Below are 25,264 nucleotides of genomic sequence, written 5' to 3'. Positions count from 1 at the left end.
CACCGATGTCCGTACGTCGGTATCCACGGTTCTTGAGGCCGAGTGCGGGACGCCGCCGTAGGGGCGGTGCCCCGCACCGGCCGCGATTGCGGCGCTTGCCCGAGGTCAACGCGGTGGGTGCTGCGCCTGGCGTCGGCGGTAGGCTGCGGCGTTGGCCCGCCCGCCACAGGTCAGCTTGTCGCACCAGCGGCGGCTGCCGGACCGGGAGTGGTCGACGAACAGCCGGGTGCACTGTGTGTCCGCGCATGCCCGGATGCGACGGTGGTCGGGGCCGCCGAGCAGAACGCATGCCTGGTGGGCGACCGTGGCCAGTACCTGGTCGACGCTGCCACGCCACACCCCGCGGCCCAACCCTTCCAGCACTGGCGTGACCTGCTTGCCGGCCGCCGTCCTACCGATGAGGCGCAGGTCCCCGGCACGCGGCTGCTGCTCCAGCAGATCCGCGGACGCGGTGCGGTAGACGGCCTCGCGCAGTGCCCGGGTCCGTGCGACGTCGTCGTCGCCGACGCCCCCGGCCACGTCTGCCAGGCCCGCCTGCTCGATCCAGGCGGACAGGTCCTGCGGACCGGCGAGCAACTCGACCGCGTAACTGTTGCGCCAAGTCAGCGTGGCGGCCAGGTCCAAGGCCAGATGACCGCTGACGAAAGTGAACTCCACCCAAGCAGTGTGGCCCGGCCGGGCATTGATCGGCAAGATCGTGGAATCATACCCTTGACCGATAACGCTCGCGGGAAACCGGGGCCGGCCCTCCACTCCGCTGCGGCCCCCTGAGGACGGGCAGGACTTCGATGGCCGCCACCGCCGCATCCACCCCCGTCGCCGCGCCCACGGCCTGCTACCTCGGCGTTGCTGTTCCGGCGCGCCTGGCCGACGAGGGAGCGCGCGTCGCACTCGTCCTGCTGGCCCTGGCGCGCGAACACAGCGCGAGCCTCGGCGGCCTCCTGGTCGCCGCACTGATGGTGCCTCACGTGGTCGCGGCTCCCGTGGTCGGCGCCCTCGCCGACCGGGTCCGGCGCCGCAGGCTTTTCCACGGTCTGGGCCTGGCCGCCTACGGCACCGGCCTGGCCGCGACCGCGTGGGCGCTGGGCCGCCTCCCCACGGCCCTGGTCCTGGTCCTGGTCCTCGCGGCCGGCTGCTGCGCCCCCCTGGTCACCGGGGGACTCACCAGCCTGCTCGCCGAACTCCTCCCCGAGCGGGCCCTCACACGCGCCTTCAGCATCGACTCCACCACCTACAACCTGGCAGGCATCCTCGGCCCCGCGCTGGCAGCGACGCTGGCCGCCGCGATCGGACCGGGCGCGGCACTCTTCACCCTCGGCGCGGCCGCGCCGGCCGGTGCCCTCGCCCTGCCCCTGCTGCGCCTGCCCGCCCGCCCTCCCACCAAGAACCGTACGACCGCCGCGCTACGGCCCGCCGTCCTCACGGCCGGTGCCCGGGAGATCGTGGGCAACCCGCCGCTGCGGTCCGTGACCTGGGCCAGCAGCATCGGCCAGCTCGGCGTCGGCGCCCTGCCCGTGATCACCGCCCTGCTGGCCACCGAACGCCATGCCGGCTGGGCGGCGGGCGGCCTGATGACCGCCTTCGCCGTCGGCGCCATGGCGGGCTCCCTCACCTACGCCGTCAAACCGTGGACCCGGACCCGGCCCGAACGAGTAGTGCTGCTGTGCCTGCCGCTCACCGCACTGCCCCTGGCCCTGGCCTCATGCGTTGCCGGAATGGAACTGACCACGGCGCTGTTCGCCATGGCGGGCTGGGCCACCGGTCCGCTGTTCAGTGCCCTGCTCGCCGCGCGCGAACGGTATGCGCCGCAGTCGTTGCGCACACAGATCTTCACCCTCGGCGCTGGTCTGAAGAGTACGGCGGCCGCGGCGGGAGCGGCCGGGATCGGTGCCCTGGGCGGACTGGGTGCCGCACCGCTCCTGGGCATGGCGGCCGCCGCGCAGGTCGTGGCGGCCGGCCTTGGTGTCGTCCTGCTGACGCATTCGCCGAGGAACGCCCGGCGAGCGGAGGGAAGGCCCGTCGGCGGCGTCCAGGGTGGATCGTACGAGGAACCCACCACGTCAGCAGAAAACACCACCACGAGGACGCAGGGGAATTGACCGCCCGCCACCGCCACCCGCACGGCGGGCGGGGTCGCGCCGAACCACCGCCCCGCACGGGACGGCCTTCCACCGATCGGCCTCACTTTTCCTTCACCGTTCCGGATTGCCGCCTGCTCGACATGCGCTTTGGGCCGCTTTCAACTGAGATGAGGAGCGGCGCCGCCTGCCACCAGGCCGACGGGCCGAAGGAAAGGAGCGAGTCGTGACGACTCAGGAGACAAGACTGCCTGCCGGCGTGGTCGCGATCGAGGGCAGCGAGTGCCCTCCGGCGACTTTGGGGCTGTGGAAGCACTACGGGCGCAAGGGCCCCGCCTACGGGATCGGCGCGGGGTACACGGTCGCCCTCAGGGAGCTGCCCGCGGATGGCGGCAGCATGATGAAGAACGTGTCCTCATGGGTCAACAAGACCCAGAGCGACGCAAAGCTGATCAGCAGCAAGGGCACCCGTGTCCTCAAGGCCGGCGAGTCCCTGGAGGAACCCGCCGAGCACAACGACACCGTCGAACGGGTCGAATGGGTGCAAAGCTGACAGCTCGGCGCTAGGTCTTGTCCGCAAAGTGAGTTGGTCGTTGGTCTGTTCGTGGTGCGTCGTCATGAGCTGACCGATGAGTCGTGGGCGGTGATCAAGCCGCTTCCGGCTCCGCCGCGGATGGACCGGCCGGTCCGCGACCGGCGGCAGGTGGTCAACGGCATCCTGTCGCAGCTTTCGACCGGGGCGGCCTTGACGGGACCTGCCCGAACGCTACGGGCCGTGGAAGACGGTCCAGGAGCGCTTCCGCCGCTGGTCCGCCGACGGCACGTGAGACCGTCTGCTGGCCCATGTCCAGCAGCACTGCGATGCCGTCGGCACCGTCGACCTCACGGTCATGTGCATATGCAGGCACAGGTCGAACCCAGCGCCCGGGTACCGCTTCAGCCTGTGGCGGTGGGGCTCCGGACTTGCACCACTGCGGAGCGAGGGGCTGGACGTCAGGCCTTCACGGGCGGGTGCTCGATCGCTCGACGGCGCTTCCAGTATGCGACGGTCAGTACGGCCAGGAGCGGCCCCCACAGGAGCAGCGGCGCGTAGCAGATGTAGAACAAGGGGTCGTTGGGAGAATCGTCGGGAGCCGCGTCGCCTCGGATCGTCTTTCCCATGATCTGGGTGACGAGGGTCAGGCAGCAGATGAACGTGACGAGAGTGGCTCCGGTCGCGGCGGGGATGACCACTGCCGTGGTCGGGATCCGGCGGCCACGCAGGAACGGGATCCAGCGTGGAAACATCTCGCCCCAGCGGGCGATCAGACCGAACGCGGTGAAGGCGAGTACCTCGGACAGGGCCGACAGAACGACGATGTAGATCCGCTCGCCGACCGTGATTCCGTTGTCGAGCGCGGCCGGGAGCCTCCAGAGGCTGGAGGGCAGGACGGCCAGCAGCACAGCGTAGGCGACGAGCCGCATCCGCGGGGACACCCCGGCAACAGGCTCGTGGGCTTCCCGCCATGCCGCACGAAGCCGTCCGGGACGGGTGGTGGTGAGGTCTTCGGCGTGCAGGAGCTGCGGCTGCATGTGCGGTCCTCGGCTTCGGCGGGGCTTGGCTGCCCCGTTCGCTCATGAAGATCGCAGTCAAGGGGTTCGCTCCGGATCGGTCCGTGGGTTGAACTCGCTCCACCGCAAGGCTGATTGAACGGTGCGACCGAAGGAGGACGGTAGAGGGCGCACAGGAATCTCCAGGACACGATCGCGGTATGCACGCCATGCATCGAAGGCCGCCTGAGCGGACTCCTCGGTGAGGAAGTCTCCCGACCCTGTGTCGAGGCCCGTGCTTGCAACGCATCGGCGACCGCGAGCGCAACGTGAGCTGCTGCTTCGCTGTCGCCATGGATGAAGAGGCTTACTCCGGGGACCGGCGCGTCGTCAGCCTCGTTGACCGGCGTGCTGATGGAGAACCCGGGACCCTCGTAATCGCCCCACCCACTCTGTGAATAGTCGATGCCCGATAGCACCTCTGCAAGAACAGCGCGAACATCCCGGCCCGCGCCCAGGCTGCCTGCCGCCGAACCGGCCGCCTGGTTGAACGACAAGTTCAGGGCCTGTTGCGAACGTGCGCCTCTCCCGTAGGCGGGGTCGGTCCAGCATGAATGTCAGACCTGTCTGTCAGGCTCTGGTTATGGAGATGACGCTGCAACTGACGATCGACTGTGCCGACCCGCAGAGGCTGGTGGCGTTCTGGAGCGAGGCTCTGGGATACATACCCGAACCTCCACCGGGCGGCCATGCCACGTGGCGGGAGTACTGGGCAGCCATGGGGGTGCCCGAGGAGGAGTTGCCTGTAGGCGCGGGGGACATCCCGGAGTCGATCGTCGATCCCGCAGGACAAGGGCCCCGGGTGTGGTTCCAGCAGGTTCCGGAACCCAAGGCCACCAAGAACCGAATACACCTCGACCTGAAGGTCGGCGGCGGGCGCGACGTCCCGTTGGCGGTCCGCACGCAGCGGGTCACCACCACAGTGGAAAGACTGGTCAACGCTGGCGCCAGCGTGCTTCGGATCACGGATGAGCCGGACATGGGGCACTACGCTGTCCTGCTGCAGGACCCGGAAGGCAACGAATTCGACGTTGTCTAGGAGCCACTCGTTGATCGCCGCGACGAGGACGATCACCTCGTATCGGGTTGCGGCGGCACGGTGCCGTCGAACTTCGGTGGCCTGCCACCACGGGGGCCGCGCTTGTTTCGACGGCCAGGTGCAGCTTGGTGGTCACGCCAAGTTCATGCCCAGGTGCCGATGCGCGGCAAGTCGTCCCAGTCGGTGACGCGTGGCTCGGCGAGAGCGGGCAAGATGACTGGCATGGCACTGATCCTGGTGACCGGGGCATCCAGCGGACTCGGGTACGACACGGCGAACGCATTGGCCGACGACCGGCACGACGTGGTCATCCACGTCCGCAACCTGGCCCGTCTCGTCAACGCGGAGGACACCGCCCGGTGGAAAGGCATCGTCTCCGGGGACCTCGCCCAGCTCGACGAGATCCGCGACGTCGCCCGCCATGCCGCCGAATTCGGCCGCTTCGACGCCGTCATCCACAACGCCGGAGCCCTGCACTCCCCCGAGGCGATCACCGTCAACACCATCGCGCCCTACATGCTGACGGCCCTGATGGACAAACCGGCCAGGCTCATCTACCTCAGCAGCTCCATGCACCGAACCGGCTCCACGGACTTGCGACGGCTGGCCACCGGCACCGCTTCCTACGACGACAGCAAACTCTGGGTCACCACCCTCGCGCTCGCATGCGCGTCCCGGTGGGAAGGAACGTCAAGCCATGTGGTCGATCCCGGATGGGTCCCCACCCGTATGGGCGGTCCCGGCGCCCCGGACGACCTGACCGCCGGGCACCGGACACAGGCGTGGCTCGCCACCCACGACGACGTGACCCCGAGCACCGGCGGCTACTGGTACCACCAGCAGACCCAGACACCGCACTCCGCATCGCAGGACGAAGCGTTCCAGGCCCACCTCATTCACACCCTGGAGAGCCACACAGGCGTCCCGCTCGACTGACCGCGACCCCGCCGCACGCAGATGGGAGCGGGCCACATCGGGACCAATCATCGCTTGTGGCTGGCGTGGTCGGTGCCGTCCAGCGCGAAGCAGCGCAGGGCGGTTAACTGGGCGGGTGGAGGCTGCGCAGGTAGCGGCAGAACTCCAGGAACCTCGTGCGGTACTTCCTCGGCTTGATGTGGCCGTGGAGCTTGTCCTTGCCCAGGTCCAACGCGGCGAACAGGTGCCGGACCCGTGCGGTCGGGTGTAGGTCGCCCGCCAGCACCATCTTGGCTCGCCGCCAGGTCACCACCGATCCCGTGCCTCTGCGGATGATCCGCAGCAGGCGCTGCCCCTCGTCGCCCTCGATCTGGCGGACGCGTACTTGTTCTGCCACCCGGACAGCCTGGCGACATCGCGCCGTCCGGACCAGCATCCGCACGGCACGCCACGCCACGACAGGGGTAGAGGTTCTCGCGGCATTATGCGCTGGGGTCGCGGAGGCCGACTGCGTCGTGCCGCCAGAACGGCTCTGCGTAGACCAGTGTCCCCGTCATCCATGGCTCGTACTCCGGGAGTCTGAGGGCCTGGAAGGCGCCATCTGGAATGCGCAGGGATGGCTTTCGGAAGCCCTGGGCGTCACCGGGCGCGAAGCCGAAGCGGGAGTAGTAGCCCGGATCGCCCTCCAGGAAGACCAGGGGGACGGCCCGCTCAGCGAGGATCTTCAGACCGTGTCGGACCAGGGCCGAGCCGATACCGCGCTTGTGATGCTCGGGCATGACGGCCAACGGGCTGAGCACATGCACCTCAACCAGTCGCCGAGGGGCATCGAGCAGACTGCGGGTGAACATGATGTGCCCGACGATCTGCCCGTCGAGCTCAGCGACCAGTGAGAGACCGTCCGCGGGCGTGATCGTGCCCCGCAGGGTATCGACCAGGTCGGCCACGACAAGGCCGTGGTCACCGAACGCCCGCAGGTGGATGTCCCGCACGGACTCTCTGTCGTTCGGAAGTTCTTCGCGAAGCTCCATGGCCGGAGGGTAAGGATTCGTCCCAGTCGCTCGCACACGGTTTTGAAGCCCGAAGGATGCGCGGTGAGTGACACCGAGTTGCACACCACATACAGTGTCCCAACGGCGTGTCACATGACCATAGGTCAAAGGTTCTCTGATGCGGCACTAGCTGCTGCGCGTTCTGGTCCCCCGTACTATGAGCCCCATGACGTCCCGTGTGCACAGCCGCTCCCAAGCGAGCTGTGTCCGCTGGACGCTGCTGGCTCTCGTGGTGGTGGCGGCCGTGCTGGCGATGCACGCACTCTCGCCGTCCGGTATGCCTGCCTCCGGCCAGCACGGCGCGATGGCTCCGCTCGGTGCGGCCGAGCATCATGCCGCACCCACTCATGTCGCCGGCAGCCCGTGCCGGCATCTGTCCGGCACGGGCGCGGACGGTATGGCCATGGAACACGCCGGGGGAACCTGCGCGGCGGGCGGTACGTCCACCGCGTACGCCCCTCCCGCGTTGCTGCGCGGGCCGGCCGCTGTCGTCGAGCCCGTCTCGGCGACGCTCACCGGCCCGGCCGCGGAGGCGGTCGACGGTCGAGCGCCACCGGATCTGTCCGAGCTGCAGCTTCTGAGGATCTAGAGGCACCCGCACGGCGCCCTCGCATGGGGTGGCGTGCTTCGGCCTGTCTCACGATCCGCTCTTCCCGCGCGCGCAAGCGCGGGTTCGTCAAGGAGCTGTATTTCCATGGCATCTCGCCGTCTTCTTTTCCGCCGAACCGGCGTGCTGGTCGCAGCCGCCACTGCTGGGGTCGTCCTGGCTGCCTGCGGCAGCAACGACGACTCGTCGTCGGGACACTCCGGCCACGACACGGGGTCGACGGCCGGCCCGTCGTCCACCACCTCCGCCCAGCCGGGCGGCCACAACACCCGGGACGTGGCATTCGCGCAGGGGATGATCCCGCACCACCGGCAGGCCGTCGCCATGGCCGACCTGGCCGCGTCCCGAGCCAAGTCCCAGCAGGTCAAGGATCTCGCCGCCAAGATCAAGAACGCGCAGGACCCAGAGATCAACACCATGTCGAGCTGGCTGAAGTCCTGGGGTGAAGAGGTTCCGGACTCCGGCACGTCCGGCGCGTCCGGCACAGAGAGGATGCCGGGCATGGACCACTCCGGCTCGTCGTCGATGCCCGGCATGATGTCGGACGACGACATGGCCGAGCTGGAGCAACGGACCGGCGACGCCTTCGACGAGGCGTTCCTGGGCATGATGATCAGCCACCACGAGGGCGCCATCAAGATGGCCAGGACCGAGCAGGCCAAGGGCGCCTATGGCCCGGCCCAGACCATGGCAAAGTCGATCGTCACCTCGCAGTCGGCCGAGATCACCGAGATGAACAAGATCCTCGGTAAGCAGTAACCCCACCCCGGCCGGGGGCAACCGCATCTTGAGGATGCCCCCGGCCGGGCTTGCCCCGCCGGGCGACGGGAGCCGGGTCGGTCCTCGCGGCTGCTTCTGTCCGGCGTAATTCCTCCCGATGGAGGAATACCCCTGGGGGGTATATGGTTGCGGGTGGGTGGAGACCTGATCACAAGGGGAATGACGATGGACCACTCGGCGCATGAACACCACCACGAGCACCAAGGCCACCCCGGGATGGGTACCTCTTGGCGCATGGCCGCGCAGGCGACGTTGCACTGCCTGACCGGTTGCGCCATCGGCGAGGTCCTCGGCATGGTCATCGGCACGGCCGCCGGTCTGCACAACGCGGCCACCGTCGTCATCTCCATCGCGCTGGCCTTCGTCTTCGGCTACGCGCTGACCATGCGGGGCGTACTGCGGGCCGGGGTACCCGTCCGGCAGGCGCTCAAGGTCGCCCTGGCCGCAGACACGGTGTCCATCGCGGTGATGGAACTGATCGACAACACGGTCATGGTGGCTGTCCCCGGCGCCATGGACGCCGGCCTGTCCCGGATCCTGTTCTGGATCTCACTGGCCTTCTCTCTCGCCCTGGCCTTCGTACTGACCACCCCGGTAAACCGGTGGATGATCAGCCGCGGCAAGGGTCACGCCGCCGTCCACCCCTACCACTGACACTCGCCACAGCCGCGACCGCGACCGCGTCCAGGCCGCCATCCGGCGCGCACGGCGCGGCGGGACTTCACCGCCCGCAGTCCACCGCAGTCGACCGCACTCCTCATCCGGCTCCGCTCCGGATCAGGGGCACGGCCTATCCGACCTCGGCGGTGACCACCATGGTCGTGTCAGCGTCGGCCTCCCTCAGCAGGGCGCCGCCCGGAGCCCACAGTGCCGAGCGGCCACAACCCGTCCACGCTCCAGCCGGGCCGACATGGTTGGCCACGACGACGTACATGTCGAAGTCCTTGGCGATGCCCGGATACACCGCCGCCAGCTCTTCCACTCCACCACCCGTGCCATACAGCGAGCTGGCCAGATGAACCTGACACCCTTCGGCGGCTCCGCGGGAGACCAGCTCCGGGAAGTGGTTGTCGAAGCACGTGGCCAGGGCGAAACGCAGCCCCCCGAACTCGAACCGCCCGTCGTGTCGCCCTGCAACGAAGACGTCCCGCTCGTGCTCAAACAGGCGCTGTTTGCGATACGTGGTGATCAGTTCCCCGTCGGTCCCGAAGACCAACGTCTCGATGGCGGGCCGTTCCCCGTGGGTGGCGGCGACGCAATTGACGACGGTGGCGACACCGCTCTCCCGGACCGCATCCAGGCGGGGGTCATCCGCACGCACCCAAAGATCGCGGCGGGCGAGAACAGCTTCCAGCTCATACCCGGTCAGCGCCAGCTCAGGAAACACCACCAGCTCGGCCTCCTGCTCACGCGCCCGGGTGGCCAGGGCCGCCATCTGCTGCACATTCGCCGGGATGTCGGCAGGGACACAGGTGAATTGGGCTGTCGTGATCTTCATGGGGCTCAGCATGTCAGCCCGTCACAGGGGCGAACTCCTTCGTCCGCAGAAGGAGTTCCGTACCCGCACACGTGGCCGCACTGCGGAGCAAGCTCGGGGCGCCTTGCACATCGAGTAGGTCCATGGAGTCGGCGCCGCCGGGCTCCAACTCCAGCCGCGGGGACGGCAGGGCCTCCGAGGACCTGCTGGAAGCCCCCAGAATGTGCCGCGGGCCGGGACTCACGGAGGAAGTCCCGGCCCGCGGCCCCGCGCTCGACTTCGCCTTACTTGCCCTCCAACGCCTCCACCAGCTGCGGCAGGCTGCCGGTGGCCGTGATGAGGGCCAGGTGGTCGTGGTAGTCCCGGCTGCTGACGATCAGGCCGTCGCGGACCCGTAGCACCTGGATGTTGGCAGCCTCGAAGGTCCGCCCGGTCACCCGGTGGTGCACCTGGTAGTCGAACTCGGCGACGATCACCTCCGGGTCGTCGGTCTCCCGGATCACCACGTTCGCCGGGGTCAACTCCAGGGGACTGCTCGCGGCGACTTCCGCGAACCGCTCCTTGAGCACGGCCCGTCCCTCGAACCGGCGCGGCCCGACTGGCTGGAAGACGGTCTCCACCACGGCGTCCTCGGCGTAGAGCTCGGCCAGCTCCCCGAACCGCCCCGCGCCGATACCCTTGAGCAGTTTCTGGAAGACCTCACGAGGTGGCAGTGTTTCGGACATGATCAACCCCCAGCACGATCTGTCACTAGAATCGGACTAGCGAATCCGGTTTCGACGATACGGACTGACGACTCCGGTTGTCCAGACCGATGCTCCGGTTGTCCAGTACGGCTCTGCCGTGGGCGGGAAGGGGGAGGAATGAGCGGCACTCAGGAGCGCCCGCTGCGGGCTGACGCGGCCCGTAACCGAGCCAGACTGCTGGACGTCGCCACGGAGGTGTTCACCACCCGCGGCGTCGGCGTGCCCACCGAGGAGATCGCCCGGATCGCCGGGGTCGGGGTCGGGACGCTCTTCAGGCACTTCCCGACCAAGGAGGCGCTGCTGGAAGCGGTGATGGTGCGCCGACTCGAGACGATCAACACCGGCATCGCGCAACTGGCCGCCTCGGCCGATCCCGCCGAGGCCTTCCTGGGCTGCTTCCGCCTGGTGGTCGACCAGTCCATGGGCAAGAACCAGTTCACCCAGGCGCTCGCCGCGGCCGGGGTGGACGCGCACGCAGCCCTGCGAGAGCCGAGCGCGGGGATCCAAGCGCAGCTGGCCGAGCTGCTGGCCGGGGCCCAGCAGGCCGGGGCGGTCCGCCCGGAGTTGGGCCTGCCGGAGCTGATCGCCCTGCTGATCGGGACAAGCGCGACGATGGAGCAGCTCGCAGGCGACCCGAGGGCCCGGGAGCGGATTTTCGAGGTGGTCTTCGACGGGCTGCGACCCCGCTGACCAAGCCGAGCTTCGATGCCCCGAGTTCCGCCAGGGCGTGGTGCGTATACGAGGTGACTAAGTCGTCACTCAAGCTTCCAGGAGCGATTCCGTGTCACGGACGCGGCACCACGACCGATCCGCCGAAGCTCGGGTCACTTCGGCGTCGTACTGACCGGCCTCGAAGTGGAAGGCCGGGGGCCGCACTTCGTCGCCGGGCACCTGCCAGTCGGACCACTCCACGATGTCCCCGTGCCGCTGCACGGACACCGAGAGGTAGCCGCAACAGCCGCCCGTGCACTCGGGCTCCCCCAGCACCACGCGTCGCCCCTCTCCGGTCGCGCACAGGGGGCTGTGACCGTTGGCGGGCAGCGCCTCTTCCGCGAACGGGCCACGGCCTCCCTCGCCGACCGACGCCGCCACCACATCCTCGCCGTCGATCCGCAACCGCAACTGGGCGGCCCACCGGGCCCCTGGCGGCAACACCCTGACCTCAAGCCGGTTGAACATCCGCATACGGTAGAGGAGGGATGCCGACAAGGCTCCGCACGACTGCTGTCACTCCGTGTCGAAGTCGGTCCCCCGGGAGACCTTCTCCCACTCGGTGAGCTCGGCCCGCACGGAGTCCAGGTGTCCGGTCAGGAAGTCGACCGCGTCACCGCCGAGGGCAAGGCGGAGCGGCGTCTTCTCGGCGTCCAGAGCCAGCCGGATCGCCGCCGCGGCCTTCGCCGGGTCGCCGGGCTGGCTGCCGTCGCTGCCCTGCACCATCTGCCGGGTCACGCCGACCTTCTCCGAGTACGCCGGGTTCTCCTCCGAGAAGTACGCCGCGCCCTTGCCGAACAGGTTGGTACGGAACGCGCCGGGCTCCACGATCAGCACCTTGATGCCGAACTGCGCCACCTCGTCGGCCAAGCCCTCCGACAACTGCTCCAGCGCCGCCTTGGTCGCGCTGTACGCGGAGAACCCGGCGAAGGACAGCTGCCCGCCGAAGCTGCTGATGTTCACGACCGATCCGCTGCCGCGCTCCCTCATCTGCGGCAGCAGCGCCCGGGTCAGCCGCGCCGGGCCGAACACGTGCAGCTCGAACAGGTCGCGCAGCTCCCGGTCGGTGGTCTCCTCGAACGCGCCTACCTGGGTGCGGCCGGCGTTGTTCACCAGCACGTCCACCCTGCCGTAACGGGCCAGGACGTCGGCGGCCACCACGTCGATCCGCTCGCCGTCGGTGACGTCCAGGCTGATCGCCTCCGCACGGTCCGGGTATGCGGCGACCAGGTCGTCCAGCGCCTCGGTCCGCCGGGCCGTGCCGATCACCGTGTCACCGGCGGCGACCGCGGCCTCCGCGATGGCCCGCCCGAAACCGCTGCTCGCGCCGGTGACCAGCCAGACCTTGGTGTTCTCGCTCATCTTCATCTCCTTCGTCAACCGCCGTTCGGGGCTCCCCCGTCGACAGATCCCATCCTTCGTCAGGCACCAGGGGAGCGTCCAAGACCCCTTGTGATAGCCATGAGTTATGAACGTCCACGGGCGCGATCTCCACTACTTCATCTCGGTCGCCGAGGAATTGAGCTTTACCCGGGCCGCCGAGCGGCTCTTCGTCTCCCAACCCGCGCTGAGCAAACAGATACGGATGCTGGAGAAGCAACTCGCCGTGGTCCTGTTCGAACGGGACCGGCGGGCAGTGCGGTTGACCGCGGTGGGGGAAGCCCTCTTACCGCACGCCCGCGAGGTGCTGGCCGCCTGGCAGGCCGCCGAGGCGGCGGTTCAGGAGGCGAAGACCGCCGAGCGGCGCACTCTGGTGATCGGCATGTCCACCAGCCCGGGCCGCGGGCTGCTGCCCGCCCTGCGGACCCGCCTCCTCTCCCGGCATCCGGACGCGCAGCCCGCCCTGCGCCAGGTCAACTGGGCTGATCCCAGTGCCGGGTTGGCGGATGGATCCAGCGACGTCGCCTTCGTCTGGCTGCCGCTGCCGGAGGAACACCGTTACGAGTACGCGGTAGTGGCCCGAGAGCCCCGGCTGGTCGCGCTGCCGGACGGGCACCCCTTGGCGGCGCGGGCCGCGTCCGACCCCGAGGGAAAGGTGGACTTCGCCGACCTGCTCGAAGAGCCCTTCCTGGCCCTCCCCCCGGAAGCCGGCCCGCTGCGGGACTACTGGCTCGCCCTGGACGCCCGGGACGGTCGCCGGCCGCGGATCGGCGGGGTGGTGGCCAGCGCCGAGGAGACCCACGAGGCGGTCGCCGGCGGCCAGGGAGTGGCGCTGCTCGCCACCGGTAACGCCCCGCTGGTCGTCCGGGACGAGGTGATCGCGGTGCCGGTACGGGGCATTTCCTTGTCCCGACTGGCGGTGGCCGCCCGCCAGGACGACAAACGGCCACTCGTTCTCGCCTACCTCGCCGCTGCGCGGGAAGTCGGGGCCGCGGCAGCGTGACGCAGTCCACAAGGAAAGGGTGACAGGGCGTTGTCGCGGGCGGCTGTGACTGTCGACGGCATGACGATCACAGATGAGGACTGCCTCCCCGAGACCCTGGCGTTCAACGAGCAGTTCGAGGCTGCCGCCGTGAGCCGTCCGGCTCGCGGGCCGGCGCCGAGCGCAGCCACACTGGCGCTCCTGCGGCGCAACCGGCTCGGCGGCGACACGCCACCGGTAAGGCTGCCGCACGGCCAAGACCGCGTCGTCGAGGGCGGAGTGAAGGTACGGGTCTTCGTGCCGGACCACGTCGACGGCGCGTATCTGCACATCCACGGAGGCGGCTGGGCGTTCGGGTCCGCGGACGGACAGGACGAGCGGCTCTGGCGGCTCGCCGAACAGGCCCGGCTGGCCGTGGTGAGCGTGGAGTACCGCCTCGCACCGGAGCACCCGTTCCCTGCCGGGCCCGACGACTGCGAAGCGGCTGCCCGGTGGCTGGTGAAACACGCCGCGGCCGAGTTCGGTACCGAACGGCTGCTGATCGGCGGTGAATCGGCCGGCGCCCACCTCAGCGTCGTGACGCTGCTGCGCCTTCGCGACCGGCACGGCATCACCGGCGCGTTCCGGGCGGCCCACCTGCTCTTCGGCCCCTACGACCTGTCGATGACACCAAGCCAGCGGAGCTTCGGCCCCCGACCGCTGTTGAGCAACACCGACACGCTTCGGGGCGGCTATGAGCTGTTCACGCCGGGGATGGGGGAAGAGCAGCGCCGTAGCCCGGAGGTCTCGCCCCTGTTCGCGGACCTGGCCGGGCTGCCGGCCGCCCGGATCGTCGTCGGCACCGAGGATCCGCTGCTGGACGACTCGCTGTTCCTGGCCGCACGGTGGGAGGCGGCGGGTGCGCCGGTGCGGCTCGGTGTCGTCGCCGGCGCGATGCACGGCTTCACTCTGTTCCCCCTGACCATCACCGAGCGGGAACTACGGCGGCAGCGCGACTTCCTGGCGTCCGCGTGACGGTAGCGTCGGCGGCATGAACCGAACCGCCCGGCTGTACGCGCTGGTGGAAGAGTTGCGGGCGGCAGCGCCGCGGCCGCTGACGGTCGCGGCGCTCGCCACGCGGTTCGAGGTCAGTACGCGCACGGTACAGCGCGACCTTCAGACACTGATGCAGACCGGTGTGCCGGTGCGCTCCATACCCGGGCGGGGCGGCGGCTGGTCGATCGACCCGCAGATGACCCTGCCCCCGATCCACCTCACCGCCGATGAAGCCTCGGCACTGACCGCAGCGCTCGCCGCGGCCGACGCCTCCACCCCTTACGCCGGCGCGGCCCGCACGGCGGCTCAGAAGATCGTGGCCTCGATGGCCGGTCCCGCCTCGGCGGCGGCCCAAGAACTCGCCGCACGGATCGTTGCCCTGCCGAGGCGCGGGGACTCCGCCATCCGCAGCGCGGTGGAGCAGGCCCTCGCCAACACCATGGTGCTGCGGCTGTCCTACACCGACGCGGCAGGGCGCGAAAGCACCCGCGTCGTGGAACCGGCCGGGCTGCTCACCGCCGACGGCCGCTGGTACCTCATCGCCTGGTGCCGCACACGCCGGGCCGGCCGGGGCTTCCGGCTTGACCGGATCGCGGCAGCGGCTCCGACCGGTGAACCGGCACAGCCCCATGACCTGACCGAACTGCTCCTCGGCTCGGTCGCCGCCGGCGCAGTACAACCCACCGCACTGGCCTCGCTCACACCCCCACCATGAGAATCCGAAGGCATCACAGCACGGCCCAAGACCAGCGAAACCCACCCGCACCGCTCCGCTAGCATGATCGAACCCATGACGAGCGCCCCAACCGCCCGTCCTTCACCGGAAATCCATGCTATCCGGCACGAAGAGTGACTTATTTAACTAACACCTAACAAATCGGCCAAACAATTGATACCTAGAGCATCGCGGGTGTTTTCCCGAACAAATTGCAGAATTACCTTCGCCACGTTGCGTCAGCCAAGGGCGATACTGTGGGCCACGGCGGGTGTGGCGACCCTCGGATTCCTCGTCGCGCTCGAGATCGCCGCGCGCCGCTACGGCCTGCCGGGGCCGATCACCAACCAGGCGCGAGAGGTGATATTCCCGCCGAAATCGGGTTTCCTGCTGTATGCCGGTATGGCGTTGATGATGGTGGTGCTCACCTGGCGGCAGCGGTTCATCGCGGTTGGTGCCGCGATCGGGATCGACATCGCCTTCTTGCTGGTGCGGTGGGCGGCCGACGCCAAGGTGACCGACGGCCACCCCTTCGGCAACGGCGCGTTGTGGGTGATTCTGGGCGTCGCGGTCATCGCCGTCACGCGCCGCACCGGCCAGGAACGCGTCCTGCTGCTGAAGGGCGTCGCGCTGGGCCTGCTGCTGGTGGCCGGCCGCAAGACCGGCGATACCTGGCTCCTCATCACGTCTAAGACGCGCCCGGCGGTGCTCGACCAGTACGTGGCAACCGCCGATCACGCGCTGGGCAACCCGTCGTGGGTGGCAGGCCGGATCGTCGCGGCCACCGGCCCGATCGGCGCCCATGTTCTCGACTACGTCTACATCCAGCTCGCGGTGGCCGCGGTCGTCGTCGCGCTGTACCAGCTACGGCATGTGGCGGTCGAGCGCCGCTTCCCGGGCCATCACCTGGTGCGCACCTTCCTGGTCATCGGCCTCCTCGGACCAGGCATCTACATGATCTTCCCGGTGGTCGGACCGGTCTTCGCCTACGGTGCCGACGGCGGCCACTGGGCGCTGGCCAACCTGTGGCCGAACACGCCGCCGCCGGTCAGCTCCCCGCACCAGATGCCCTTCGACGAGATCACCCCGCGCAACTGCATGCCCAGCCTGCACACAGCGTGGGCCACCGCGATCTTCATTCATTCCCGCAAGGGCCCACGGACTCTGCGATACGCGGGCACGTTCTGGCTCCTTGCCACGCTCGGCGCAACCCTGGGATTCGGCTACCACTACGGCGTGGACCTCGTCGCCGGCGTGGTGTTCACGCTCACGATCGAGGGAGCGCTGCGCGCACTCGACCGTGGCTGGGACCGGTCAGGAACCCAGCTGGTCATCCACGGCGCGACCGTCTTCGCCGCACTCTTGCTGTCATACCGTTATCTGTCGGTGCAAATGGCCACATATACGTGGGCGTCTGGACCACTTCTCATCCTGGCGATGGCCTCAGTGATCCACCGCTACGTACGGACCACCAAGCTGTGGGAACCCGAGACCGCACCAGCGCTGCCACCAAAGCCGCAACCCGAACTGAGTGCCGTCCCCTGATCGATCTCGACCTTGCCCTGTCACGCCGGCGCCGAAGACGGACGACCGCCATCGACACGCGGAGAGGCGAAATCGTCAAGGCCGCGAAGATACGTCAGGCCGGGGCGACCGGAGAGGCGCGTCTCGCCGGTGACGACGAAACCCGCACGGGCCAGCACGGCTCGGGACGCCGCGTTGTCGAGGGTGGTGGCGGCTCGCAGGGCGGTCAGCCCGTACCTGCCGGCGGCAAGGCCGCACACCTCCCGCACGGCCGAGGTGGCCAGTCCGCGACCCGCGGCCTGCTCTGCGATGCGGTATCCGAGCTCGGCACCGCCATCCGCCACGTCCACCAGATTGACCCGCCCCAGCACTTCGCCCACAGCGCCGACCAGCACGTGGAAATAGCAGACCCCGGCGTCCTGCTCGGCCAGCAGGTCACCAAGCCGCTCGTCGAAATGGGCGAAGTAGTCCTCGCCCCGATCAGGAATGGACGCTGCGAAATAGGCCCGATTCTCCCGCTCGAAGGCGAGGAGTGCCGGGGCATGGTCCGAACGAAGCAGCTGCAGCTCAGGCATAGGGAGGACTGTATGCTGTCCTGCCTTTTCCTGCAGCCGGCGTGCGCGTTGTGGCTGTGAGCCTGGCCCAGGCCCGAGTTGCGGCTGGCCGGTGTGCGAGCGATTCATGGTCCCCGCCGCAGTGATCATCTGCCGGCGGCGGAAGCCATCGGTGGAATGTCCCGGACGCTGCGAGAGATACCGCAGCCACTCTCCGTGCGAACTGTGATAAACCATCCCTAAATGCCAAATCTGGCAGGTATGTGAGTTTCCGACCGCCGCTTCGAGATGTCACCGGCAGACGGGGGCAGAGGATTGAGCACGGACGACCGCGTCGCGGTGACGACCGGGATCGCGCGACTGCACGCGTCGCCCGGACTTGCCGGGCCGGGCCGGCTCGGGCTGGTGACCAACCACACCGGCGTCCTTCCCGACCTTCACCCGGCCGCGCCCGCGCTGCTCGAGACCGGCGCGCGGCTGATCGCCCTGTTCGGTCCCGAGCACGGGCTGCATGGGACCGGACAGGCCGGTGAGAGCGAGGCCGCTCAGGCGGACCCCGCCACCGGCCTGCCGGTCCACGACACATACCGGTGCAGCGGCGAGCGCCTCGACGAGCTGCTGCTCGACAGCGGCGTCGACGCCCTGGTGTACGACCTACAGGACATCGGGGCCAGGTTCTACACCTACGTGTGGACCATGTTCGACCTGATGGTCTCGGCGGCCCGTACGGGCGTACGGTTCGTGGTCGCCGACCGGCCGAATCCCCTCGGCGGACTGGTCAGCGAGGGCCCGCTGCTGGACCCGGCGTGGGCCAGCTTCGTCGGGCGCGCCGCGATCCCCGTCCGGCACGGCCTCACCTGCGGCGAACTCGCCCGGCATCTCAACACCTCTGCCGTACCCCAAGCAGCGGGCGAGGCAGCTGACTTGACGGTGATCGAGGCTGCCGGCTGGCAGCGCGCCATAGTCGCGGAGGCCACCGGCCTGCCCTGGGTCGCACCCTCGCCGAACATCCCGACGCCGGCCACTGCCACCGTCTACCCCGGCACCTGTCTGTTCGAGGGGACGAATCTCTCGGAGGGCCGTGGTACCACGCAGCCCTTCGAGATCGTCGGGGCCCCGTACGTCGACGCGCGGTTCGCGCCCTCGCTCGCCGAACTCGCCCTGCCCGGAGTGCACTTCCGTGATCTACGGTACGTACCGACCTTCCACAAACACGCCGGACGGCCGCTGCGCGGGGTCCAGCTCCACATCACCGACCGCGAGGGGTTCGCTCCCGTACGTACCGCCGTCGCGATGCTCGCCACGCTGCGGCGGCTGTACCCGGACGACTTCGCCTGGCGCACCGCGGATGGCGGTGTGGAGGGGACCGGACACCGTCACTTCATCGACCTGCTGTGGGGGTCCGACCGGTTGCGGCGTGCCGTCGACGCGGGGGACGACCCGCTGCCACTGTGCGATCCGCCGGCGCGGCCCGGACGGTGGGCCGGGGACGAGGTGCTGCTCTACCCCTGAGCCGTCCTGCCCCACCGCTGCGACCTGCTGCACCTGGCCGAGGACACATCCAGAACCTCGACCTCGACCGGCTCACGTTCGACGCCGTCCGTGACCGCGTATGGAAGGACAACCCCGTCGATGACCGATCCCACGACGACATCCCGGGCCGGGATTCGTGGCTTTCGCGCGGGTGACGGCCCGCAGTTGGTGGAGGCGTGGCGCCGGAGTGCGCCGGCCGATCCCATCGCCCCGGACCGCTTCCGCTCCCTGGTGCTGCTCGACGCCAACTTCGATCCGGAGGGGCTTCGGGTCGCCGTCGACGGCGACCGTGTCGTGGGCGCCGCTTACGCGGTGCGCCGTCTGACGCCGATGACCGGCACCGATCTGGAGCCGGAGCAGGGCTGGATCCCGTTCTTCTTCGTCGACCCGGCCGCTCGCGGGCGCGGCCTCGGCCGCCGGCTGCTGACCGACGCCCTCGACTGGCTCCACGGCCACGGCCGCACCCGCGTGGACTTCTCCTCGTACACCCCGAACTACATCCTCCCCGGCCTGGATACCGTGACATACCCGGTAGCGGGCAAACTCCTTGAGTCCCTGGACTTTCACACGCTGTACGAGGCTGCGGCGATGGACCGCGGCCTGGTCGGTTATCGCTTCCCGGACGACGTCGCGCTCCGCTGGGACGAACTGACGGCACAGGGCTACCGGTTCGCCACCCCGTCCGACGACGATCTGGTGGACCTGGTCGCGCTCGCCGGAAGCCACTTCAACCCGGACTGGGCGCGCGCGATCCGGGAGTGTCTGGCCGCGGGCACCCCGCTGGACCGGATCGTCGTCGTCCGGGACCCTTCGGGCCGCCTGGTGGGCTGGGCGATGCACGGCGCGTACGAGTCGGTTGACGAGCGGTTCGGCCCGTTCGGTGTGGTGGAGGAGATGCGCGGCACCGGACTCGGCAAGGTGCTGCTCCACCTGGTCCTGGAGCGGATGCGGGCGCGCGGGGCGCACTCCGCGTGGTTCCTGTGGACCGGCGAGCAGTCCCAGGCGGGCCACCTGTACCGCAAGACCGGTTTCACCACGACCCGGGTGTTCCGGGTGATGCGCCGGGAGGCCGCCCGGTGACGCCGTCACGCCGCGGTGGCGGCCTGAGCCGCCGTCACTTCGCGCTCGCGCTCCCCTCGGCGCTGCTCGCCTCCGGATGCGCCGCGCCGCACCAGGGCACCGGGCAACCCGGTGATCCGATCGTCCTGACTCTGCTCTCCCACTATGCGAGCGGGGAGCTCAAGGAGGCCCTGCAGGGCCCGGTCGACGAGTGGAACGCCACGCATGACCGGGTCAAGGTGCGGACGAGCGCCGTCGAGTTCACGGACCTGCTGACCACGTTCATGGTCCGGCAGGCCGCGGGCCAGGGCGCCGACATCCTCCACCCGTACTGCCTGTGGAACGGCCAGCTCGTCCGGGCCGGCGTCCTGCGGCCCGCTCCGTCCGACCACGCCGAGGAGATCACACGCGGCTACAGCGAGGCCGCGGTCGGCTCCTCGTCGGTGGGGGGCACGGTCTACGGCTACCCCACCGAGGTGCAGACGTACGCCCTCTACTACAACAAGCGGCTGCTGCGCGAGGCCGGTGTACACGGCCCTCCGCGCACCTGGCGGGAGCTGGAGGAGACGGCCTACCGCACCACCCGGCGGGACCGGTACGGCAACACGCTGGTCCAGGGGTTCGGGCTGTCGACCTACGACGACTCCACCACCGTCGGCCAGACCCTCGCACTGCTCAACGCCGCCGGCGGAACGTTCGTCTCCGCGGACGGCAGGAGCACCGCCATCGACTCGCCGGCCGGCCGGGCCGTGTTCGATCTGGAGCACCGACTCGTCGTCAAAGGTGCGAGCGCCCCCGGCATCAACGTCTACAAGGCGTTCGCGTCCGGGCAGGTTGCCATGGTGGTCAGCGCCGGCTGGTGGACCGGGAGCCTGAAGGCCCAGATGGGCAGGGACTACCGCGATGTCGGCGTCGCGCCGGTGCCCGTCCCCGAGGCGGACGACAAGCGCGCCACGCTCTCCACCGGCTTCATGCTGGGGGTCAACGCGGCCAGTGAGCACCCGCGCGTGGCCTGGGAGTTCCTGCGCTGGCTCAACACCGAGAAGGTGCGTGTGAAGAGCGCCGAGAAGGGGGCGACAGCGACCCGGATGAGCGCGCTGCAGGTGTCGGTCGGCTCCCTGACCGGTCGCGCCGACGACATGCGGACGCTCCTGAGCGGGGGCAGCGATCCGAACCTGCGCCCGTTCCTGGACGCGCTGGCCTACGCGGTGCCGGAGCCGAACACGCCGGGCGCGCAGCAGGCCAAGTCGCTGCTGCGCAAGAACATCGAGGCGCTGTGGACCGGTCAGCAGTCGGTCGAGGAGGCATTGCGCACCACCCGCCGTCAGATCGATCAGGAGGTGTCGCGCTCATGGTGAACACCCTGACGCTGGAGACGACCGATCGGGCGGCGCACAGCAAGCGGCCCGCCGGGCCCGCCGCCGACGGCCGCAGCCGGGCCCGGCGCCGTCAGGTCGTCGTCGCCTATCTCTTCCTGGCGCCGACGTTGCTGTTCTTCGCGGTCTTCCTGATGCTGCCGCTCGGCTTCGCGCTGCTGCTGTCGATGTCCCGCTGGGCCGGGTTCGACCTCGGCGCCATCGATCCGGTCGGCCTGGACAACTTCACCGGCCTCTTCGCGGACGGATCGACGTTCCTGGCGCCGATCCTCACCAACACGCTGCTGTTCGCCCTGGGCACCGTGGCCCTCGCGCTCACCGGCTCCGTACTCGTCGCCACCTGCATCGACAGCCTGCGGCTCCAAGGGCTGTGGCGCACCCTGTACTTCCTGCCGATCGTCACGACCGTCGTCGCCATCGGCAACGTATGGAAGTACATGTACGAGCCGGGCGGGCTCGTCAACGGTGTGCTCAACGCCCTCGGGCTCGGCTCGGTGGCGTTCCTCCAGGACCCGGACACCGCGCTGCCCTCGGTCGTGGTCGTACAGGCCTGGGCCTCGGTCGGCACGGCGATCCTCATCCTGACCGCCGGGCTGAAGTCCATTCCCGAGTCGTACTACGAGGCTGCCGCGCTCGACGGCGCCGGGCCCGTCACCGTCTTCTGGAAGATCACGCTGCCGCTGCTGCGGCCGTCCCTGCTGTTCGTGTGTGTCACCCAGTTCCTCACCGGCCTGCAGTCGTTCGCGCTGATCATCGTGATGACCAAGGGCGGGCCGGGTGACGCGACCAATGTGGCAGCGCTGGAGATGTACCGGCAGGCCTTCGTGCACGGCGACTGGGGCACCGCGAGCGCCGCCGCCTTCGTGTTGTTCGCGGTGGTCCTCGTGGTCACTCTGGTGCAGTTGTGGATCTTCCGGCGCAAGGGGGAGGACGCATGACCCGCCGCCGTTTCCCGTGGTTGTCGTATCTGGTGGTCGTGACCGGCGCCGTGCTCACGCTGGTGCCGTTCCTCGACATGGTGATGACGTCCTTCAAGGGGCCCGGCGAGTCCGGCACGCTGCCCTACCGGTTCCTGCCCGAGGCGTTCGACCCGTCCAACTACCGGGCGGCGATCGACCAGCTCGATCTGCCGGTACTCTTCCGCAACAGCGTCATCGCCACCGCCCTGATCACCGGATCGGTGCTGCTCACGTCGTCACTCGCCGGCTACGCGCTCGCCAAACTCCGCTTCCCCGGCCGGGACTTCATCTTCCGCCTGGTGCTGGCGACGATGATGTTCCCGCCCTTCCTCTTCTTCATCCCGCACTTCCTGATCCTGGTGCACTGGCCGCTGGCCGGCGGCAACGACCTGTTCGGGCGCGGCGGCGCGGGCCTGACCGTCAGCATCGCAGCGCTCGCCATGCCGTTCCTCGTCAACGGCTTCGGGATCTTCCTGATGCGTCAGTTCATGGTCTCGATCCCGGACGAGGTCCTCGAGGCCGCGCGCATCGACGGGGCCGGCGAGTTCGCCGTGTGGTGGCGGATCGTGGTGCCGCAGACCAAGCCGGTCGTGGTGACGCTCGGGCTGCTGACCTTCGTTGACGCCTGGAACGAGTACATCTGGGCGCTGCTCGTCTCGACCGCCGACCCGGATGTGATGACCCTGCCCGTCGGCATCCAGCTCCTGCAGGACTACGTCGACCCGACCCGCACGATGCCCATCGTCATGGCCGGTCTCGTCCTGAGCATCCTCCCGGTCCTGATCGTCTTCCTGCTGCTGCAGAAGTACTACATCCGCGGCGTCATGCTCAGCGGCCTCAAGTAGCGGGGCCTGTTCCTGCCGACGCTGTGTGGGCATCACGTGCAGAAACACTTACGAAGGTTCCTTCGATGTTGATTTCTGCTTTCAAGTAAGGCCGTGAGCTGTGGTTTTACTCGCGGGTTGCGTCGCAACTGAGGGGATCTGGTGGAGGGGTGTGCGAGGGCGTACTTCCTCGCACTTACACGGGGTTGATCTGCTCGCGACAAGTCGGCACGCTCCGAGGCGCACCGGCGTTCGTTGCCGGCGGCTTCCCCCCACTCACCCCCCACACGAGGAGGAGACCCCTCTTGACGGCGCATCACAAACGTATGAGCAAGGCCAGGCTCGCTACCGCGATCGCCTCCGCCGCCGCTCTGGCCGGCACCGCCATGGCCATATCGCCCGCCGCTCACGCGGAACGACCCGCGGAGGGCACGGTCTACGGACTGCACGCCCAAGGAGCAGTCGCCGGCAGCTACATCGTCCTGCTGGACCAGAACGCGTCCCGGGCGCAGAAGGCGGAGCTTGCGTCGCAGTACGGCGGCAAGCTCAGCCGGGCCTACGGATCGGCGGTCAACGGATTCTCCGCCACCAGTCTCACCGAGACCGAGGCCAAGCGCCTGGCCGCCGACCCCACGGTCTCAACCGTGGTGCAGAACAAGAAGTTTCACATCGACGCCGCCCAGGACAACCCGCCGTCCTGGGGGCTGGACCGCATCGACCAGACCGAGACGGCCGGCGACCACAAGTACACCTACCCGGACAAGGCCGGGGAAGGCGTAACCGCGTACGTCATCGACACCGGTGTACGCATCAGCCACAAGGACTTCGACGGCCGCGCCGCCTACGGATTCGACGCTGTCGACAACGACGACACCGCGGACGACGGCAACGGCCACGGCACCCACGTCGCGGGAACCATCGCCGGAACCGCCCACGGTGTGGCCAAGAAGACCAAGATCGTCGCCGTCAGAGTCCTCGACAACAACGGTTCCGGCACCACAGAGCAGGTAGTGGCGGGCATCGACTGGGTGACCAAGAACCACAAGGGCCCCTCTGTCGCCAACATGAGCCTGGGCGGAAGCACGGACCCCGCCCTCGACACGGCCGTCGGCAAGGCCATCGCCTCCGGCGTCACCTTCGCGGTCGCCGCCGGCAACGAGTCCGCCGACGCCAAGAACAGCTCACCCGCCCGCGTACCGGAGGCCATCACCGTCGCCTCCAGCACCGACGGCGACGCCCAGTCGGACTTCTCCAACTTCGGCTCCCTCGTGGACCTGTACGCACCAGGTTCCGACATCACCTCCGACTGGAACGACAGCGACCAGGGGACCAAGACGATCTCCGGTACCTCCATGGCCACACCCCATGTCACCGGAGCCGCTGCCGTCTACCTCGCCGGTCATCCGGACGCCACACCCGCCCAGGTCGCCGCGGCCCTGACCGGTGCGGCAACCGCCGACAAGATCACCAACGTCAGCAGCGGAACACCCAACAAGCTGCTGAAGGTGACCGAGTAGGCGCCTGCCCTCAGGACCGTACGACGGAAGGACACAGCGGCCCGGTGATGCGTCCGCACGCACCGCAGCGGACAGCACCGCCGGGCCGCTGTGCGCAACCAGCCTGATTGCGCGGCAGCCACGCACATCTCCCCCACCGGCCGCCGGAGTTGGCAGAAGCCGCAGCGGCTGGGCGTGCCGCCCGTAGGTCGGCCTTGGCGGGGTATTCGGGAAGCGACAGCGGTATCCCGTCTCTTCCTAGGAGGTATGTGCCGTGCACGCCTTCAAGCGCTGGCTCGACCGCAGTCTGACCGCGCAGGCGGTCCTGATGTTTCCTCTGGGTGTGGGGATCACTGCCCTGTTCCGCCAGGGTGAGCATCCGGCCTCATGGGTGATCCAGGGAGCGATCTACACCGCCATCGGCCTCGCGTGCCTGGCTGTGCAGCGTCGCCGGGTCAGCCGTGCAGTCGGCACCGACCCAGGCGGCATCGCTGAGCTCAACCGCAAGATCCGGCACCGTGAGTTACCGAAGGAGCCCGAGGAGCAGGCGACCATGCGACGGCTGGTCGCCGAGCACCTGGGGCAGATGGAGCGGGGACGTCGGTGGCTGCCGTTCTGGCTCGGCTTCATGGGCCTGGTCGCGGCCGGCATGCTCGCTCTCGGGGTGGCCACCGGCGCACTGACTGTTCCGCTGGTCTTCGCGGTGGGCGTGCTCGGGTTCTGCTTCTGGATCCTCTGGATGCGCCGCCGCTGGATGGCCCGCTGTCGCTACATGCGCTCAGCCTTGCAGAGCCGGAACAGCCAGGTGGCGTGAGTTCTCGACCGGGGTGGC

At 69.1% G+C, this 25,264-nt stretch carries 27 protein-coding genes and 2 pseudogenes; 20 read left to right on the top strand and 9 right to left on the bottom strand.

What is annotated here, in order from left to right; all coding sequences use genetic code 11:
• Positions 1-105: 105 nt before the first annotated feature.
• A complete protein-coding gene (locus ACZ7L0_RS20085; RefSeq protein ID WP_471243821.1) occupies positions 106-657 on the bottom strand; it encodes a CGNR zinc finger domain-containing protein in 552 nt (183 codons plus the stop codon).
• 131 nt (positions 658-788) lie between these two features.
• On the opposite strand from ACZ7L0_RS20085, the gene ACZ7L0_RS20080 reads away from it, so the two are divergent.
• From ACZ7L0_RS20080 to ACZ7L0_RS20070, 3 genes and pseudogenes are all read left to right on the top strand, one after another.
• On the top strand, positions 789-2,099 hold the full coding sequence (locus tag ACZ7L0_RS20080) for an MFS transporter (protein WP_471243820.1): 1,311 nt from the start codon (positions 789-791) through the stop codon (positions 2,097-2,099).
• Positions 2,100-2,304: 205 nt separating this feature from the next.
• A complete protein-coding gene (locus tag ACZ7L0_RS20075) occupies positions 2,305-2,631 on the top strand; it encodes a peptidase inhibitor family I36 protein (protein WP_471243819.1) in 327 nt (108 codons plus the stop codon).
• Positions 2,632-2,664: 33 nt separating this feature from the next.
• A pseudogene (locus tag ACZ7L0_RS20070) lies at positions 2,665-2,977 on the top strand (transposase); the annotation flags it as partial.
• 94 nt (positions 2,978-3,071) lie between these two features.
• On the opposite strand, the gene ACZ7L0_RS20065 reads toward ACZ7L0_RS20070, so the two are convergent.
• Positions 3,072-3,650, bottom strand: a complete 579-nt coding sequence (locus tag ACZ7L0_RS20065; protein ID WP_471243818.1) for a hypothetical protein — start codon at positions 3,648-3,650, stop codon at positions 3,072-3,074.
• Positions 3,651-4,251: 601 nt separating this feature from the next.
• On the opposite strand from ACZ7L0_RS20065, the gene ACZ7L0_RS20060 reads away from it, so the two are divergent.
• Together ACZ7L0_RS20060 and ACZ7L0_RS20055 are read left to right on the top strand one after the other, a co-directional pair.
• Positions 4,252-4,707 (top strand): VOC family protein, encoded by a 456-nt coding sequence (locus ACZ7L0_RS20060; protein ID WP_471243817.1) that lies wholly within the window; start codon positions 4,252-4,254, stop codon positions 4,705-4,707.
• A gap of 222 nt (positions 4,708-4,929) precedes the next feature.
• Positions 4,930-5,643, top strand: a complete 714-nt coding sequence (locus ACZ7L0_RS20055) for an SDR family NAD(P)-dependent oxidoreductase (RefSeq protein ID WP_471243816.1) — start codon at positions 4,930-4,932, stop codon at positions 5,641-5,643.
• 109 nt (positions 5,644-5,752) lie between these two features.
• On the opposite strand, the pseudogene ACZ7L0_RS20050 reads toward ACZ7L0_RS20055, so the two are convergent.
• Both ACZ7L0_RS20050 and ACZ7L0_RS20045 read right to left on the bottom strand, forming a co-directional pair.
• Positions 5,753-5,928: pseudogene (locus tag ACZ7L0_RS20050) on the bottom strand (IS630 family transposase); the annotation flags it as partial.
• 176 nt (positions 5,929-6,104) lie between these two features.
• Positions 6,105-6,653 (bottom strand): GNAT family N-acetyltransferase, encoded by a 549-nt coding sequence (locus ACZ7L0_RS20045; protein WP_471243815.1) that lies wholly within the window; start codon positions 6,651-6,653, stop codon positions 6,105-6,107.
• A 187-nt stretch (positions 6,654-6,840) separates the two neighbouring features.
• Here ACZ7L0_RS20045 and ACZ7L0_RS20040 point away from each other — a divergent pair, with 187 nt between their 5' ends.
• The 3 genes from ACZ7L0_RS20040 (at position 6,841) to ACZ7L0_RS20030 (ending at position 8,715) form a co-directional block, all read left to right on the top strand.
• Complete coding sequence (locus ACZ7L0_RS20040) at positions 6,841-7,263, top strand: DUF6153 family protein (protein ID WP_471243814.1); 423 nt, start codon at positions 6,841-6,843, stop codon at positions 7,261-7,263.
• A gap of 105 nt (positions 7,264-7,368) precedes the next feature.
• Complete coding sequence (locus tag ACZ7L0_RS20035) at positions 7,369-8,040, top strand: DUF305 domain-containing protein (protein WP_471243813.1); 672 nt, start codon at positions 7,369-7,371, stop codon at positions 8,038-8,040.
• 186 nt (positions 8,041-8,226) lie between these two features.
• Positions 8,227-8,715 (top strand): DUF4396 domain-containing protein, encoded by a 489-nt coding sequence (locus ACZ7L0_RS20030; RefSeq protein ID WP_471243812.1) that lies wholly within the window; start codon positions 8,227-8,229, stop codon positions 8,713-8,715.
• Positions 8,716-8,851: 136 nt separating this feature from the next.
• Here the strand turns inward: ACZ7L0_RS20030 and ACZ7L0_RS20025 are convergent, their stop codons facing one another.
• Positions 8,852-9,559, bottom strand: a complete 708-nt coding sequence (locus ACZ7L0_RS20025; protein WP_471243811.1) for a carbon-nitrogen hydrolase family protein — start codon at positions 9,557-9,559, stop codon at positions 8,852-8,854.
• Between the two features lie 263 nt (positions 9,560-9,822).
• On the bottom strand, positions 9,823-10,263 hold the full coding sequence (locus ACZ7L0_RS20020) for a nuclear transport factor 2 family protein (protein WP_471243810.1): 441 nt from the start codon (positions 10,261-10,263) through the stop codon (positions 9,823-9,825).
• Positions 10,264-10,401: 138 nt separating this feature from the next.
• On the opposite strand from ACZ7L0_RS20020, the gene ACZ7L0_RS20015 reads away from it, so the two are divergent.
• Positions 10,402-10,974, top strand: a complete 573-nt coding sequence (locus tag ACZ7L0_RS20015) for a TetR/AcrR family transcriptional regulator (RefSeq protein ID WP_471243809.1) — start codon at positions 10,402-10,404, stop codon at positions 10,972-10,974.
• Between the two features lie 69 nt (positions 10,975-11,043).
• Here the strand turns inward: ACZ7L0_RS20015 and ACZ7L0_RS20010 are convergent, their stop codons facing one another.
• Together ACZ7L0_RS20010 and ACZ7L0_RS20005 are read right to left on the bottom strand one after the other, a co-directional pair.
• Complete coding sequence (locus ACZ7L0_RS20010; RefSeq protein ID WP_471243808.1) at positions 11,044-11,463, bottom strand: hypothetical protein; 420 nt, start codon at positions 11,461-11,463, stop codon at positions 11,044-11,046.
• Between the two features lie 48 nt (positions 11,464-11,511).
• Positions 11,512-12,357, bottom strand: coding sequence for an oxidoreductase (locus ACZ7L0_RS20005; RefSeq protein ID WP_471243807.1), 846 nt, complete (start codon positions 12,355-12,357; stop codon positions 11,512-11,514).
• 106 nt (positions 12,358-12,463) lie between these two features.
• Between ACZ7L0_RS20005 and ACZ7L0_RS20000 the strand changes: the two genes are divergently transcribed.
• The 4 genes from ACZ7L0_RS20000 to ACZ7L0_RS19985 all read left to right on the top strand — a co-directional run bounded on the left by ACZ7L0_RS20000 (position 12,464) and on the right by ACZ7L0_RS19985 (position 16,652).
• Positions 12,464-13,378, top strand: a complete 915-nt coding sequence (locus ACZ7L0_RS20000) for a LysR family transcriptional regulator (RefSeq protein ID WP_471243806.1) — start codon at positions 12,464-12,466, stop codon at positions 13,376-13,378.
• A gap of 60 nt (positions 13,379-13,438) precedes the next feature.
• Complete coding sequence (locus ACZ7L0_RS19995; protein ID WP_471243805.1) at positions 13,439-14,371, top strand: alpha/beta hydrolase; 933 nt, start codon at positions 13,439-13,441, stop codon at positions 14,369-14,371.
• A 16-nt stretch (positions 14,372-14,387) separates the two neighbouring features.
• Entirely contained in the window at positions 14,388-15,107 is a 720-nt protein-coding gene (locus ACZ7L0_RS19990; protein WP_471243804.1) for a helix-turn-helix transcriptional regulator, read from the top strand.
• Between the two features lie 273 nt (positions 15,108-15,380).
• Positions 15,381-16,652: a phosphatase PAP2 family protein gene (locus tag ACZ7L0_RS19985; RefSeq protein WP_471243803.1), complete on the top strand. Its 1,272-nt coding sequence runs from the start codon at positions 15,381-15,383 to the stop codon at positions 16,650-16,652.
• A gap of 20 nt (positions 16,653-16,672) precedes the next feature.
• On the opposite strand, the gene ACZ7L0_RS19980 is transcribed toward ACZ7L0_RS19985, so the two are convergent.
• Entirely contained in the window at positions 16,673-17,206 is a 534-nt protein-coding gene (locus ACZ7L0_RS19980; RefSeq protein ID WP_471243802.1) for a GNAT family N-acetyltransferase, read from the bottom strand.
• A gap of 294 nt (positions 17,207-17,500) precedes the next feature.
• Here ACZ7L0_RS19980 and ACZ7L0_RS19975 point away from each other — a divergent pair, with 294 nt between their 5' ends.
• The 7 genes from ACZ7L0_RS19975 (at position 17,501) to ACZ7L0_RS19945 (ending at position 25,246) form a co-directional block, all read left to right on the top strand.
• Positions 17,501-18,697: an exo-beta-N-acetylmuramidase NamZ family protein gene (locus ACZ7L0_RS19975; protein WP_471243801.1), complete on the top strand. Its 1,197-nt coding sequence runs from the start codon at positions 17,501-17,503 to the stop codon at positions 18,695-18,697.
• Between the two features lie 120 nt (positions 18,698-18,817).
• Positions 18,818-19,798 carry a GNAT family N-acetyltransferase gene (locus tag ACZ7L0_RS19970; RefSeq protein WP_471243800.1) on the top strand — a complete coding sequence of 327 codons (981 nt, stop codon included), beginning with the start codon at positions 18,818-18,820 and terminating at the stop codon, positions 19,796-19,798.
• Positions 19,795-21,135: an ABC transporter substrate-binding protein gene (locus tag ACZ7L0_RS19965; protein ID WP_471243799.1), complete on the top strand. Its 1,341-nt coding sequence runs from the start codon at positions 19,795-19,797 to the stop codon at positions 21,133-21,135. The genes ACZ7L0_RS19970 and ACZ7L0_RS19965 overlap by 4 nt, the downstream gene beginning before the upstream one ends.
• A complete protein-coding gene (locus ACZ7L0_RS19960) occupies positions 21,129-22,091 on the top strand; it encodes a carbohydrate ABC transporter permease (RefSeq protein ID WP_471243798.1) in 963 nt (320 codons plus the stop codon). Before ACZ7L0_RS19965 ends, ACZ7L0_RS19960 begins: the two co-directional genes overlap by 7 nt.
• Positions 22,088-22,957 carry a carbohydrate ABC transporter permease gene (locus ACZ7L0_RS19955; RefSeq protein WP_471243797.1) on the top strand — a complete coding sequence of 290 codons (870 nt, stop codon included), beginning with the start codon at positions 22,088-22,090 and terminating at the stop codon, positions 22,955-22,957. The genes ACZ7L0_RS19960 and ACZ7L0_RS19955 overlap by 4 nt, the downstream gene beginning before the upstream one ends.
• Before the next feature lie 305 nt (positions 22,958-23,262).
• Positions 23,263-24,453, top strand: a complete 1,191-nt coding sequence (locus ACZ7L0_RS19950; protein ID WP_471243796.1) for a S8 family peptidase — start codon at positions 23,263-23,265, stop codon at positions 24,451-24,453.
• A 253-nt stretch (positions 24,454-24,706) separates the two neighbouring features.
• Complete coding sequence (locus ACZ7L0_RS19945) at positions 24,707-25,246, top strand: hypothetical protein (protein ID WP_471243795.1); 540 nt, start codon at positions 24,707-24,709, stop codon at positions 25,244-25,246.
• Positions 25,247-25,264: the final 18 nt, after the last annotated feature.

This window comes from Streptomyces sp. NPDC039424 (genome assembly GCF_055639495.1).
The sequence above is the reverse complement of the archived record's forward strand: the minus strand, read 5'-3'. Positions and strand labels throughout refer to the sequence as shown.